The 14,354-nt window shown below is 34.7% G+C and carries 19 protein-coding genes; 17 read left to right on the top strand and 2 right to left on the bottom strand.

Features of this window, described 5'->3' with window-relative positions; genetic code table 11:
- From UGRO018_RS16515 to UGRO018_RS16465, 11 genes are all read left to right on the top strand, one after another.
- A partial coding sequence (locus UGRO018_RS16515) for a DUF4351 domain-containing protein (RefSeq protein ID WP_416327610.1) occupies positions 1–186 on the top strand: 186 nt, incomplete at its 5' end.
- Between the two features lie 375 nt (positions 187–561).
- Complete coding sequence (locus tag UGRO018_RS16510) at positions 562–1,926, top strand: PTS sugar transporter subunit IIC (RefSeq protein ID WP_416327609.1); 1,365 nt, start codon at positions 562–564, stop codon at positions 1,924–1,926.
- A 281-nt stretch (positions 1,927–2,207) separates the two neighbouring features.
- Positions 2,208–2,549: a PTS sugar transporter subunit IIB gene (locus UGRO018_RS16505; protein WP_416327608.1), complete on the top strand. Its 342-nt coding sequence runs from the start codon at positions 2,208–2,210 to the stop codon at positions 2,547–2,549.
- Entirely contained in the window at positions 2,546–3,070 is a 525-nt protein-coding gene (locus tag UGRO018_RS16500; protein WP_416327607.1) for a GrdB-related putative oxidoreductase, read from the top strand. Before UGRO018_RS16505 ends, UGRO018_RS16500 begins: the two co-directional genes overlap by 4 nt.
- 136 nt (positions 3,071–3,206) lie before the next feature.
- Positions 3,207–4,271 (top strand): M42 family metallopeptidase, encoded by a 1,065-nt coding sequence (locus tag UGRO018_RS16495; RefSeq protein ID WP_416327606.1) that lies wholly within the window; start codon positions 3,207–3,209, stop codon positions 4,269–4,271.
- Between the two features lie 11 nt (positions 4,272–4,282).
- Entirely contained in the window at positions 4,283–5,374 is a 1,092-nt protein-coding gene (locus tag UGRO018_RS16490; protein ID WP_416327605.1) for a M42 family metallopeptidase, read from the top strand.
- 132 nt (positions 5,375–5,506) lie between these two features.
- Positions 5,507–6,160, top strand: a complete 654-nt coding sequence (locus tag UGRO018_RS16485) for a LytTR family transcriptional regulator DNA-binding domain-containing protein (protein ID WP_416327604.1) — start codon at positions 5,507–5,509, stop codon at positions 6,158–6,160.
- Positions 6,157–6,759 carry a hypothetical protein gene (locus UGRO018_RS16480; RefSeq protein ID WP_416327603.1) on the top strand — a complete coding sequence of 201 codons (603 nt, stop codon included), beginning with the start codon at positions 6,157–6,159 and terminating at the stop codon, positions 6,757–6,759. The genes UGRO018_RS16485 and UGRO018_RS16480 overlap by 4 nt, the downstream gene beginning before the upstream one ends.
- Entirely contained in the window at positions 6,746–7,213 is a 468-nt protein-coding gene (locus tag UGRO018_RS16475; RefSeq protein ID WP_416327602.1) for a hypothetical protein, read from the top strand. The genes UGRO018_RS16480 and UGRO018_RS16475 overlap by 14 nt, the downstream gene beginning before the upstream one ends.
- Before the next feature lie 89 nt (positions 7,214–7,302).
- Positions 7,303–7,737: a transposase gene (locus tag UGRO018_RS16470; protein WP_416327601.1), complete on the top strand. Its 435-nt coding sequence runs from the start codon at positions 7,303–7,305 to the stop codon at positions 7,735–7,737.
- Positions 7,694–8,308, top strand: coding sequence for an IS1595 family transposase (locus UGRO018_RS16465; RefSeq protein ID WP_416327600.1), 615 nt, complete (start codon positions 7,694–7,696; stop codon positions 8,306–8,308). The genes UGRO018_RS16470 and UGRO018_RS16465 overlap by 44 nt, the downstream gene beginning before the upstream one ends.
- 541 nt (positions 8,309–8,849) lie before the next feature.
- Here UGRO018_RS16465 and UGRO018_RS16460 read toward each other — a convergent pair.
- The gene (locus UGRO018_RS16460) at positions 8,850–9,767 is read right to left on the bottom strand and encodes a dipeptidase (protein WP_416327599.1); all 918 of its coding nucleotides are present in this window, start codon (positions 9,765–9,767) and stop codon (positions 8,850–8,852) included.
- Positions 9,764–11,533, bottom strand: a complete 1,770-nt coding sequence (locus UGRO018_RS16455) for a M3 family oligoendopeptidase (protein WP_416327598.1) — start codon at positions 11,531–11,533, stop codon at positions 9,764–9,766. Before UGRO018_RS16455 ends, UGRO018_RS16460 begins: the two co-directional genes overlap by 4 nt.
- Positions 11,534–11,745: 212 nt before the next feature.
- Between UGRO018_RS16455 and UGRO018_RS16450 the strand changes: the two genes are divergently transcribed.
- The 6 genes from UGRO018_RS16450 to UGRO018_RS16425 all read left to right on the top strand — a co-directional run bounded on the left by UGRO018_RS16450 (position 11,746) and on the right by UGRO018_RS16425 (position 14,212).
- Positions 11,746–12,072 (top strand): PTS lactose/cellobiose transporter subunit IIA, encoded by a 327-nt coding sequence (locus tag UGRO018_RS16450; RefSeq protein ID WP_416327597.1) that lies wholly within the window; start codon positions 11,746–11,748, stop codon positions 12,070–12,072.
- Between the two features lie 28 nt (positions 12,073–12,100).
- On the top strand, positions 12,101–12,421 hold the full coding sequence (locus UGRO018_RS16445) for a PTS sugar transporter subunit IIB (protein WP_416327596.1): 321 nt from the start codon (positions 12,101–12,103) through the stop codon (positions 12,419–12,421).
- 137 nt (positions 12,422–12,558) lie between these two features.
- Positions 12,559–12,999, top strand: a complete 441-nt coding sequence (locus UGRO018_RS16440) for a thioredoxin fold domain-containing protein (protein ID WP_416327595.1) — start codon at positions 12,559–12,561, stop codon at positions 12,997–12,999.
- A 17-nt stretch (positions 13,000–13,016) separates the two neighbouring features.
- The gene (locus UGRO018_RS16435; protein ID WP_416327594.1) at positions 13,017–13,286 is read left to right on the top strand and encodes a hypothetical protein; all 270 of its coding nucleotides are present in this window, start codon (positions 13,017–13,019) and stop codon (positions 13,284–13,286) included.
- A 193-nt stretch (positions 13,287–13,479) separates the two neighbouring features.
- Complete coding sequence (locus tag UGRO018_RS16430; protein WP_416327593.1) at positions 13,480–13,731, top strand: hypothetical protein; 252 nt, start codon at positions 13,480–13,482, stop codon at positions 13,729–13,731.
- Positions 13,718–14,212 carry a hypothetical protein gene (locus UGRO018_RS16425; RefSeq protein WP_416327592.1) on the top strand — a complete coding sequence of 165 codons (495 nt, stop codon included), beginning with the start codon at positions 13,718–13,720 and terminating at the stop codon, positions 14,210–14,212. Before UGRO018_RS16430 ends, UGRO018_RS16425 begins: the two co-directional genes overlap by 14 nt.
- The last annotated feature ends 142 nt before the right edge of the window (positions 14,213–14,354 follow it).

The following is a 14,354-nucleotide window of genomic DNA, read 5'->3' as shown; positions in this document are numbered from 1 at the left end:
TTGTTGAAAGGGAAACAACAAGAAAAATATCGTCTGATCAAGCATCAAATAAAGAAAAAATACGGAAAAGACGAAACAACATGGTTAAAAACATTGAATCAAGTGCAATTAGATCATATCACAGATTTCATCTTTGATTATGATACTATCGAAGAATTGAAAATTGCCGTTGAACAAAACAGATAAGCTATACTCAAACGAAGAGGATTCAAAGTGTAAAGTGAATTCTCTTTTTTCATGATAGGAACTTGTGAAGTTTTTGATATGCTCTAGCTGGTAACTGAAATCCATCTATATTAGGATGAAATAAAAGCCATTTAATAAGACTTAATTTCCTTTTACTTAGGAAAAAGATAATCAAACAGAAAGTTATTAATATAAAGATAAGCCTTTATCTATAATGCTTTCCTAATTTTTATGAGAGTAGGAAAAATGATTTCCTATAAGTTAGGAAAGGTTTTTCATGTCAAGGAAAGTAAGGATTGTTTATAATAAGAGTGTAAAAAATATAACGCGCGCCAAATATATTTTTTAAAAACAAAATTTAGAGGAGGAAATAAAATGTTCGACAAGCTAGAAAAGCTATTAATGCCAATGTCCGATGTTTTGAGTAAAAATCGTGTATTGATCGCCATTCGTGATGGTTTCCTGATTGCTACTCCATTATTGATCGTTGGTTCAATCTTCTTGCTGATTGCTAACTTCCCAATTCCAGGATGGGCAGACTTCTGGACTGGAATCTTAGGTTCCGGTTGGGAACAATGGTTTAAGGCAGTATCACGTGCAACATTCAACTGTACTGGTTTATTGACTTGTTTAGGTACTGGTTATGCAATGGCTAGAGAATTTGGTGGAGATAAGATTCAGGGAGCTGCAGTTGCTTTAGTATCTTACTTCATTATGATGCCTACTGTATTGGATGCAGTAAATGACGATGGTCAAGTTGTATTAGAAAGTGCATTCGCAGGTTTATCATTTGATTATGTTGGACCAGATGGAATCTTTATGGCTCTGGTTTGCTCTATTCTGTGTGTATTGTTGTTCATCTGGGTATACAAAAAAGGATGGACAATCAAAATGCCAAAAGGTGTTCCACCTGCAGTAGCTGATTCATTTGCTGCTTTGGTTCCTAGTGCAATCGTTATGATCGTATGTTTCTTAGTACGTATCTTATTTGAGATGACACCATTCGAAACAGCACAGGGATTTGTATTTACAGTATTACAGACACCTATGAAGGGATTGGGAGATACGCTTGGAGCGAATGCTTTATACTCCTTCATGTGTACATTCTTATGGTTCTTTGGTATCAATGGACCAGCAGTTATGAACTCTGTTTACTTCATTGGTAACGTATTGACAGCTGATCAGTTGTTGGCATTTGAAGCAGGTGTACCTAATGCTGATCTACCATATATCTTTACCAATCCATTCTCCAACTTCTTCTGTAACTTCGGTGGTGGAGGAAGTACCTTATCACTTGTCATTTGTATGCTTCTGTTCTGTAAATCAGAACGTATCACAAAACTTGGAAAATTAAGTATCGTTCCAGGTATCTTCGGTATCAATGAACCAATTATCTTCGGTCTTCCTATCGTATTAAACCCTATTGTTATCGTTCCATTCATCTTGGTTCCAATGATGAATCTAGTCTTATCATATTTAGTAGTTAGTGCTGGTATCGTTCCGAAAACAACTGGTGTTAACCTTCCTTGGACAACACCAATCGGTTTCTCTGGTTGGTTATCAACAGGAAGCTGGATTGCCTCAGTATGGCAATTAATTCTACTCTTCTTAGGATGTGTTGTATATTTCCCATTCATCAAGGCTTTGGACAAGACTTATTTGAAAGAAGAAGAGGAAGCAGAGAATGTAGAGGAAGAAGAAGACTTCTCATTCGATGACTTATCTTTAGATGATCTATAAGAGATAAGAATACAGATTGTGATCCTATATGTTTAGCTTAAAGGGCGAAGTAAGCAAACAATGGAACGATCACTTATGAACATGTATTAAAATTTATGATCAATAGACAGATGGAAACGTAAAGTATTCTATCTGTCTTTCTTTTACTTGTTTTTTGATGATCATTTGTTATACAATCATAGTAGCGTTATGACTACTTCCTAGGTATTAGGAAATAGAATTGAAGTGAAAAGCTGAAAAAAGGACTATAATGGTATTGTAAAGAAAGGGAGGTGCCTTTTGTGAAACGGATTTATCTGTTTTGTGATCAGGGAATGTCTACCAGTCTATTGGCAAGTAGGATGCAAGAAGTTGCAAATACCCATTTATTACCAATTGAGATTTTAGCATTTTCCAATAAGAAGATCCAAAAGATCGTAGATGAAAAGCATCCGGATGTGATTCTGTTAGGCCCACAGGTTAAATACATGTTTCAACAGGTTGTGGACAAATATGATGAGCATACACCTGTCATGCTGATCGATCAGGATGATTATGGTATGATGGATGGTGAAAAAGTTTTGAAAAAGGCATTGATCCTCTTGAAGAAAAGAAAAAAAGAACAAGGAGAACAGGAAAAATGAAAGTATTGATGGTATTTGATCAGACACAAGCTGGACTTGGTGGAAAAGAAAGTCCTGATTTAGCACTAGGTGGAAAACCAATGGCAATTGGTTCATGTAACATGTTTGAAAAAACAATGAAGGATATGGGTGGAACGATTTGTGCTACTTTGTGGTGTGGAGATGGTACATTCGCTGCTGATCCTGAAACAAATGCAAAAAAATTCGCTGCAATGGTAAAGAAAATCAATCCGGATGTTGTCATTTGCGGACCTTGCTTCAATTATGGAAGCTATGCTAAAATGGCCGCAAAAACAGCATTGACGATCAATGAACACCTACCTATTCCGGCATTTGCAATCATGTCTGAAGAATGTAGTGCAGCAATCGAAGAATTCAAAGATAAAGTAACCATTCTTAAAATGCCAAAGAAAGGTGGAACTGGCCTTCCACAGGCATTGACCGTTATGTGTGAATTAGCTAAAGCATTGGCTGAAAAAGCTGATACAAGCGCTATTATCGCAGAACACGCATATCACTAGGATTACATTTTTTAACAAAAGAAGCAGCGTGTGATAGCGCTGTTTTCTTCTTCCTAGATACTAGGAAACAAACTTCAAATACGATGTAAGAAAAAGCATTATAATAGCTATGTAATAAGGAAAGAAGGTAACTTATATGTTAGAAAAACAAACACTTGCTTTGATGGAAGAAATGACACAACTGATCGGGATTGCAGGGGATGAAAAAGCAGTTTCACAGGCAATGAAGAAACACATGGAAGCTTATGCAGATGAAATTATTTATGATAATCTGGGATCAATCTTTGCGGTAAAGAAATCAAAAAAAGAGCATGCACCTAGAGTTATGGTATGTGGACATATGGATGAAGTTGGTTTTATGATCACCAGCATCAAGAAGAATGGGCTTGTTGGATTTATCACAATTGGAGGAATTGATGCCCAAAGTCTACATGCACAAAGAGTAAGAGTAAAAGCATCCAATGGTTCAGAATATTTTGGTACCATCGTAGCGGATAATGATGATATCAAAGCTTGTGATACGAAAAAAATGTTGATTGATTTTGGAGCTGAAAACCCTGCAATGGTAGAAGAAATGGGAATTCATGTTGGCGATAGTGCAGTATTGGATGGGCCATTCACAGTATTATCTCATGGAGAAAGAATCCTATCTAAGGCATGGGATGATCGTTATGGTTGTATCATGGCAATCGAATTACTACAGGCTTTAAAAGATGTAGAACTAGATGTAGATCTATATATCGGTGCTACTGTACAAGAAGAAGTCGGTATGCGTGGAGGAACTACAGCTACTGGCTTGATTCATCCGGATATGGGAATTGTAATGGACTGCTCTTTTGCTAATGATGTAACTGGAAAAGATAATGCAGTAGGACAGATTGGAAAAGGTGTATTGGTACGTTATTATGATAAAGGTATGATGCCAAATCGTATGTTATTAGATACCTTAGTAGAAACATGTGAAAAAGAAGAATTGCCTTATCAATACTTCTATAATATGGGACAAACAGATGCAGCATGGGTTCATAAATTATTTGCCGGATGCCCTACCTTAAGTGCTTGTATCTGTGGTAGAAATGTACATACTGGAAACTCTATCATTGATGTACGTGATTATACAGCCGCAAAAACAGCAGTTCTTTCCATTATAACATCTTTGAATGAAGAAAAAATCAATGCCTTCAAAGCAGAAAACCGTTAAGAGGTGATAGCATGAAAGAAGCTTATGGAGAAATGAATCTGGAAATGATTGCTGAGCTTAGCGAGGCACATGGTATTTCTGGATGTGAAAAAGAAGTTAGTCGTATCATGAAAAAGTGGTTAGAACCGGTAACTGATGAAATCACCTATGATAATATCGGTTCTATTGTTGGTCTTCAAAAAGGCCATGAGGATGGACCTAAGGTCATGATTTGCGGACATATGGATGAGGTTGGTTTTATGGTAAGAGAAATCGATAAAAACGGCTTTATCAGAATGTTACCTGTTGGTGGCTGGTGGGGACACGTATTACCGGCACAGACTTTATATGTGACAACCAAAGAAGGGAAACGTTATCATGGTGTCGTAGGTTCTAGTGCACCCCATGGACTTCCTAAAGATGTAAAAGAAAGAGTAATCAAACCTGTAGATATGTTCTTAGATATGGGTGTTGATAGTAGAGAAGAAATTCTAGAGCTGGGTATTCAAATCGGAGATATGATTACTCCCGATACTAAATTTGAAGTCATGAACAATCCTAATTATCTAATGGGTAAGGCATGGGATGATCGTTTATGTGCTGCATTAGCTGCGGATGTGTTGTATCGTATTCAAAAGGATGATCATGTTGCTAACGTGTATGCAGTTGGTACCGTACAAGAAGAAGTAGGTCTACGTGGCGCAAGAACAGCTGCTAATTTCATTCATCCAGATGTTGCTATCGCATTAGATGTAACTACAGCGATGGACACTCCTGCAGATCAAGGGGATATCAAACTTGGTGGTGGTGTAGTGTTGAGTGTGATGGATGCAGGTATTATCGGACACAAAGCATTGCTTCATGAAATGGAAGAAATCTGTCGTGATTTAAATCTTGATATTAATTATGATATGATGACCGTAGGGGGAACAGATGCAGATAATATTCATAAAGCATTTGATGGTATCATAACAATGACGTTAAGTATTCCAACAAGATACATGCATTCCCATCGCTTACTTATTCATCGTAAGGACTATGTACAAACAGTGGAAGCAATCGCTGAATTCTGTCGCCGTGTCAATTGGGATAAAATCAAAGAAATGAACCAACAAATACGCTAATATACAGTAAACAAAACAATGGCTTTATGCTGTTGTTTTTTTACCGCTCATCCTTAAAAAACAGCCGTTCCATATAGTTTTTGGGTAACCTCGTATTTTTCTGATATACTTTAAGTAGGAAGGAGGGAGAGCATGTTTGAAATTACGATATGGTGTGATGATATCGCCCGAATGCACACCATAGAAGATATCATCTCTAAAGAAGAAGATTTTAGGATCGTAGAGCGAAAAATCACAGATATTATGATCGTTGATTTATCTAATTCCTCTCATAAACGAAAAGATATCATTGAAAGCCTAAAAAAATTGAATGAAAAAACAATTTTAATATTGCTAGCAGATCATAGTGATCAGCTATTGGAAATTATGGGCTTATACGTTTATCAGTATATTTTGCATGAACAGCTTGTCGAACGACTTCCTTCCTGTTTAAGAAGTATTCATTCTTACTTAATGAATGTCACATCCATCTGTATTCATCATGCACAAGGAAAGCAATATATCAAATATAAAGATATTTACGCCTGTATGTATGAAGATGGCTTTGTTTATCTATTATTAAAGGATCAAAGAATGTTGACACAATTTACTTCATTAGAAAAGATAGCAAAACTTCTTACCAATGAGTTTATTTCTATCAATCGTCAAACCATCATTCATGTCTCCTATCTTGATATGGTACAAAATGATCGTGTCATCATGATAAATCAAACGGTATTTCCCTTAAGCAGGAGAAGAAAAAAACAACTACTTGCAATGTTGGATGAAAGGAGACATGTCCTATGAAACAAATTTGCTGTGGATCTATTTCAACAAAAAGTACCATTCGACAAAGGCTAGTTGCTTCTTCTATCATGTTCATTGTCATGGGAGGTCTATTTACTTTATATATTTCTTCAATGGTTGAAAACGAGTATTTAGGTTCCATAGGCTATGGTTTACTTTGGCTGATAGGACTTCCTTGTGTTTATTTCTATAAACAGCATCAAGAGAGCAAGGATTGTATCGTATTTGATGAACATGGCTTTACGAAATATCATTATCCGAATCAAATGTATTGGTACGTATTCAGAAATAAACCACCTGAAAAAAAATATTATGCATACCGAGATTTCACTTCATGTGAATTAACTTATGAAGTGGCGGGTAAGAACCAACATAATGAATATCAGTTACAACTTATATTTTCAAATAGAGAAGTTTTATTCATTCAACCAAGTGAGTTATCCAAACAAAATCTGAAATATCTATTGTTATTGTTATCCAGTCGTATTCATCAGTTCCATGACCCTTATCAATTGCAACTTTGTTTGATACAAAATGATATTAATATGGATACCTATATCCATAGAAAAGAGGAGGAAGTACGATATGAAAACAACTGATTTCATTAGACTTGCAAAAAAGTATATCATATATGCCAATATCATACCAAAAGGGGAACATCGCCTTTATGCTACTCCTGTTGTGATTCAATTTGCAGCTAATACGTTTCGTTATTTGTTAATGACCAGAATTTTATATGATGACCAAGAAATGATCATATATGATTATAGAGGAAAAGCACCATATTTAACGATCGCATATCAGGAAATCAAAGAAGTGGAAGTATCGGCTGCAATGCGTATCGTAAATCTGGGAATCGTAGGTCAGCAATTCCATGTGGTTTTGCATATTGTAAGCTCACAAGGTGATTTTGAAATAGAAAGTTGTGATGAGGATCATGTTCTAAACATTTTAAAGTATTTGCATCATTTAAGAGTTCCGATTCAAGATCCACATGGTATATTGAAAATTATGATAGGAACATGTAAGGACCCTCATGGCTTTTATTATTAGGCTTAACTAAAAAATTGGTGTGATTTTTTTATTCTTACATGAATAGTGTAAGAATGGGTGCTATCATAAAGGTGAAGGAGGGGACCTTTATGAAAGAACAAAAAATACTATATCCTGAAATTCTAGACAAATTGTACGATTATCAAATCCAGAGTATAAACGTCCAGGTAGAAGACTATCTCAAAATCAATGTAGCTTCAGAAACCTATCATTTCAATGTGTGTCCTAAATGTGGTATCTCACATCCAAATCTTCGTAAGAATGGCAGAGCGAATTCTGGTAAACCGTTATTACAGTGCAAGCACTGTGGGAAGCGCTTTGTTGTTGACCATGGCCAACTGACCTTTTATTCTCATCAATCTCAAGATAAATGGAATACGCTTATAACCGATACTCTTGATGGAGTATCTCTTAGGGAGTCTGCCAAGAAGCTCAAGGTTCATGAATGCACAGTATTTAATATGCGTCATAAATTTTTGCATGTACTGGAAGAAATGGTGGTGCCCATATACTCTAGCCGATAATGTTGAACTGGATGAAAAATACTTCCCTCGTAATCATAAAGGCTGTAAAATCGAAGGGGTTAAAAGTAAACATAGCGGTATGCCAGCCATCAAAAGGGGAATATCTGATGAACAGCTATGCCTTTTAACCGGAGTAGAGAGAGGAGGAACTGCGTTTCTGCATGCTTTTAATATGTCTAGACCAAGTTCAGAAGATATCATGAATCTATCCGAACACATGGAAATGGATAGTTATGTGTGGACAGATGGACTTGCTAGTTATCATAAACTATTGGAAGAAAAAAACTGTACTACAAAAGTAGTTAAGTCAAAAGAAGAATATGATAAAGTGAATCACTTAAATAATGTGAATAGTTTTCATAACCAAATTCAACAGCAATACACAAAATATAGAGGTGTAGCAAGTAAATATATAAATCGATATGCTGCTCTTTTTGTGATTCAGAAAGAATACAAAGATTACGATAAGCAGGAACGTCTATTGGATTTGATATGCAGACTCAGAAATCGTGTCAGTTACTTCTTTATCCGTCAGCTAGCAACCGAGGATATATTCGCTTTAGCTTTTTAATTACTTTTAGTTATCACACCAATATTCTAGTTAAGCCTATTATTATATGATCAAAAATTTTTCGGATATTGCTAAGAAATATGATTTGGTAAACCCACGCATTGATATAACCAGAGAGAAACAAAACAAATCCTAATCAATTCCTGATTCTGATTATTTTAATTGTTATTATAAATTATCTGATTTAATAACGGAAAATGGTAGCCAATATAAACAGATCGTAGGTAATGAGAGCGTAATCGCAGATATTAGAAAGTATACGAAAACTCTATTAGACTATTTAGTAAGAGAAAATATCAATAAAGCATACCATATAGAAACAGGAATTCTTTCAAGTGATTGTAAGGAATCATATAGGAATTTATATGAAGCAAATTTGTGTAACAAAATAAATCAGCGGTTTATGAAAAATAATCCGATACCCGTGTTAAATACTTCTCTCTTTTTCATATGTGACGATAATATCAATTTGATATGTTAGATAATAATCAAAAAGGTACCCTCACTCATTTAGGTTGGTACCTTTTATCTAAAGTCTTTTCTATCCATAGACCAAATAAGAGCTCATAAAACGATTGGCATTATGAAAGCAAATATCACTAGTTTCTTCTTCACTATAACCTCTTTCCATTAAGCGAAGAGCTAGGTTTTGTATATGAGCAACACTATCTAAGTCCTTTACCATACAACTTGAATCATCCATATAATCCATGAAATCAAAACCTATTGCGATTTGCTTGGTGCCATAGCGTTCTTTTAAATAATCAATCACGTTGATAAATTCATCTAAGGTCTGTTTGCTTTCATCTCTTGTGACAAACCAACGCACTGGAATGCATCCTATGATACCACCTTTTTCCATGATCATTTGAATTTGAGGATCACTTAAATGGCGATAGTGATTGAACAAACCACGAACATTGCTATGAGTTGCAATGATTGGCGTTGTTGAGATTCTTTGCATATCGTATGTATTCCATTCACAAGAGTGACTGATATCCACTGCCATATGTACTTCATTCATGGCTTGAATACATTCTATACCAAGGGGAGTTAAAGGCATATTACCACTCTTTGCGCCACAAGCAAGAGCATTACGATCATTCCAACAAAGACTTCCACAACGTACATTATGTTCATAAAGCCAGTGTATTTTTTCTTTTGCCTGATCTTTGATACCACACATTCCTTCTACCGCAAGGAATACACGGATATCTTTGGAATAGTCAAATGCAAAATGTTTGCTTTCTTGTATTTTTTGATTGACATAAAGGATTTGATCCACCATATCTTGCCAAGTTGTTTCCTGGCTTGAAAAACAACAAACAAATGCTGTCGTATCGATGCCACCTTGTTTCATTTTAGGATAATGATAAGTATCTAAACGCTCTGGTTCACTATCTCTATGATCAAAGATATCTGTGCCGATATCATCATGTAGATTGAAAAATGGTATCATTGCTTTATCCCCTTTACAAGATCTAAGAATTGATCCATTTGATTGGTGATGGATTGTAAAGAAGCTTCCCAGAAATCCGGTTTTGTTAAATCAATTCCTGCAACCATAGCAGTATCCTCAACAGTGTTAGTTGTAGAAGCTTTTAACAAGGCACGATATTTCGGTAAGAAAGAAGCTCCTTCCTTTTCATACATTGCATATAAACCACGTGAGAATAAAGCACCAAAGGTATATGGAAAGTTATAATAGGCAATATCCGGAATATAGTAATGTACTTTCGTAATCCAACGGAATGGGTGTAACCAATCATGATCCATACCATTTCCAAAGCATTTTTTCTCTGCATCAAGCATAAGATTCTCCAAATCATTTGCGAACATGAAGCGGTCTTCACAATGATCGAAAATAGATTTTTCAAAGGTGAATCGAGTATAAATATCACAAATGTTTTGACATAATGCCGCAAGTTGAGTATCCATTAAGAATAATTTGTTTTTTTCATCTGCATCATGAATCAAGGCGTTGTACATAATGTTTTCGTTAAAGGTGGAAGCTGTTTCTGCTAATGGCATACAGTATTCACGATTTAAAGGCTGTTGATCTTCGATCATCATTCCATGATAGGCATGACCTAATTCGTGTGCTACAGTAATCACATCACTTAAAGTATCGGAATAATTGGTAATGATGCGACTTTGTTTGATCCAACCTAGATTTTTACAGAAAGCACCGCTTTGTTTTCCGGCATGACTTGGATAATCAATCCAATGTTCTTCCATTGCTTGTTTTGTCATCTCATATAAATCCTGAGAGAAGTTTTTGAAGTGTTTCAGGATATATGCTTCACAATCATCTATGGTAAAGGTCATATCTCCATCTCCGATGGTAGCATAAATATCATACCAAGGGAGTCCGTTATCATAACCAAGCATACTTGCTTTCGTACGCAGATATTCATGGAACTTCGGAAGATATTTATCCACAGCTCCATACATTGCATCTAATGTTTCTCTTTGCATACGTGAATCGATCAGCATTTTTTCTAATGGATCTTGATACCCTCGTAAATGAGATTCCATCATTTGTTGACGTTTGATATTGTTGACAGAGAATGCCAATGGTTCTTTGATTTGTTCATAAGCTTTCATTTCACATAAAAAAGCTTCTTTACGAATATCTTTACTAGTGGAGTGACATAGATTTTTAACTTCAGTTAATGTCATGGTTTTGCCTAGACATTCCACACTGACATGTGATGTTAAATGATAATACATATCCGAAAAAGCTTTTACGCTTGTTTGATTTACATTTGATAAAATACCTTCTGCTTCACTACTCAATGCATGACTTGCTTTATCTTTCATTTCATGAAGGATAAAAGAGTACCCCTTTAACCAATCATTTCCCTCTATGATTTCATCAAGGTGTTCACTATGTGCAATAACATCCTTTAATTGTGCTTTATATAAAGAAAAGCTTGATATACGGCTATTCACAATATTTAAATAACCAAGTGTTTCTTTATCTGAAGTATCAACTGATTGACGTAAAATGCAATACAAACGTAATCGATAAGATAAGTCATATTCCTTTTCTAATAGCTTTACGCTTTTAATTACTTTAATTTGTTCATCATATGTAGACAATTTCTCACAAAAATGAGTAAAAGTGTCGTATAATAGATGTAGATCCTGTAAATCGTTTTGAAATTTGTCATCATCAAAACCTTTATATAAGGCATCTAATGACCAAGTATGTTCTAACATTTCATTACCTTCTTTCCTTATGTCTTCATTATAGTGAATGAAAGATACAACTGCGTACAAATTGTTTTCCTAGTAGATTAGGAAGTAATAGCATCATAAGGCTATCATAAGATTTTTCCTAATGGCTAGGAAGTCGTGTTAAAAACAATTATAAATTTTGTAAAGTATAATAATAGTGCGTGGTAGGAGTCACCGATTTAAGGAGGGTGCATATGGAAGGTTTAGAACTGCAGTGTTTTCAAATCATCTCTGCGGTTGGAATGGCGCGTTCCAGCTATATTGAGGCAATTCAGGAAGCAAAAAAAGGAAATTTTGAACAAGCAAGAGACATGGTAGCAGAAGGAGAGCAAAGCTTTCTTACAGGTCATGAGGCTCATGCAAAAATGATTCAACAGGAAGCAAGTGGCGAAAAGGTAGAACCTTGTTTATTGTTGATTCATGCAGAAGATCAGCTAATGAGCGCTGAGGCATTTAAAATCATAGCAGAAGAAATGATTGAAAACTATGAACGGATTACAGCTCTGGAAAAGAGTAAGTAATAAAATAACAAGAGAGGAGAGATTTACAATGAAAAGAATCTATTTATTTTGTAGCGCTGGAATGTCAACAAGTATGCTAGCTCAGAAAATGCAAGAAGTTGGAGATGCTCACAATTTGCCAGTAGAGGTAAAGGCATTTTCACATGCGAAAATTCAGGATATCGTGGATGAATTACATCCTGACTGCATTTTGTTAGGTCCTCAGGTAAAATACCTGTTTGAGGAAACAAACAAAAAATTTGGTGAAATTACACCAGTTGCAGTTATTGATACCGCTGCTTATGGTATGATGGATGGCGAAAAAGTATTAAAGACAGCAATCAAATTAATCAAAACATTTGGCAAATAAGATGATGTAAGGAAAAAGGCTGTTCCATAGAAGAATTATGAATTCTAGGAAGAGTCTTTTTTTCTGTCTTGTAATTTATGAAAATATAAGGTATCATAAACATGCGGTAACAAAAAAACAACAAATTGGAGGTCATTATGAAAAGAATATGCAGTGTTTTTCTAATGATTACTTTTTTATTATGTGGTTGTACAGGTTATGAAAGAGATACATCAGCAGGTGAAATAAAATTGATTTCTTTGTCAGATATGGAAACCATGATGAAGGAACAAAAGGAATTTGTTATAGTATTTACACAGTCAACATGTGGCTATTGTGCTGAATTTCATGAAATGTTTGAATCTTATCGAAAGAATCATCACGTTGTGATTTATGAGGTTCCTTTAGATGAGGAAAAAGAATTACCTAGTGTAAACAGAGCGTTGATTCAGACATATTTTCCAAATTTTGATTCTACTCCAGGTATTTTTTACGCAAAAGATGGAAAATGTATCAATGGTATCAACCAATCACAAAAGTTAAATGAAGAGTTATTTGATAACTGGGTACAAAAATACAAACTAGATAAAAAAGAGTAATAAGGAAAGAGGCAATTATGAAAAAAAACGACAAAAGCAGTAACAACAACAAGAACATATATATGGTATTTTATGTATTAACGGTGTTGTTGGTATTATATTTAGGATATACATTAGTGGTAACTTATCAACAATTAGGAGCATATTGTGAAAATTACAATACGACAATGGCAGCACAATGGAGCTATTGCCTTCAAGCATTTCTTGCGGCTGCAGTACCTTGCTTAGTATATGCTTCTACCTGTTATGGTATAGGTTATCTGATTAAAAATAATGCAAGAGAATAAGACAAATCAGTCTTAATTTTTTTAATTCACTCTTTACATTTAAAGATAATTAAGTATAATATAGTTGTAAAAGTTATACATGGTTATTTCCATGTAAGAATATTTCCATTTATCAGGAATCTTAAAAGAATATTATAGATTTGATTAGTTTTAACCATTATAGCGAGTAAATCGCAATAAAGGAGAACTGAAAATGGAAGAAAATCTTGAGATAGCTTCAGCTATCGATGAAAGACAACTAGAAAAAGCTTATGACAACTATTGTAAGAAGATATTAAGTAATAAGCAGATATTGGCATATATTATGAAATCATGTATCAGTGAATATCAAAGTATGGAATTAGATGAAATTGTAAAGTATATGGAAGGAACACCTGGTTTAGAAGCGAAAAGAAATGGAAATGATAAAATAGTAGGATTAAATGTTGAAGATGAAAAAAATTAGTGGTTCAATGATTCGCTATGATATCTTATTTCAAGCATATGCTCCCAAAGAAGGAAGTAAAGATGAGTATATAGGATTAATGATCAATGTAGAAGCTCAGAATACAGACAATCTTATATATCACTTACCTAAGCGATGTGTCTATTATGATTGTAGAATCGTAGCAGGACAAAAGAATGCACCAGGAGGATTTGAAAAGTCAAAATTTGATGATCTCAATAAATCGTATTCTATCTGGATCTGTTTGAACCATAGTAAAAAACTAGATAATGTGATAGACCATTATTATCTAGTAAAAGAGCGAAATGGACAACTGTGTGAGGAACCTGAAAAGGATTATGATCTCATCCATGTAGTTATCATCTATCCAGCAAAGACATATGATTATGAGAACAAGGAACAAAGTCTACAGAAACTAATGTATTTTGTTTCAATCCCAAATGCCAGCAGAAGAAAAGAAACAATATCTAAGAGAATATAGAATCAAATTAACACGAACCATAGAAGAGGAGGTTGAAAATATGTGTAATTTTAGTCAAGGAGTGCTTGAAGAAGGAATCATGGAAGGCAGAAAAGAAGGACTTATCGAAGGGAAAAGAAGAGGAAGAAAAGAAGGGAAAATC

This window comes from Hoskinsella mucinilytica, from assembly GCF_045223415.1.
In the GTDB taxonomy this organism is placed as follows: domain Bacteria; phylum Bacillota_I; class Bacilli_A; order Erysipelotrichales; family Erysipelotrichaceae; genus Hoskinsella; species Hoskinsella mucinilytica.
The sequence above is the reverse complement of the archived record's forward strand: the minus strand, read 5'-3'. Positions and strand labels throughout refer to the sequence as shown.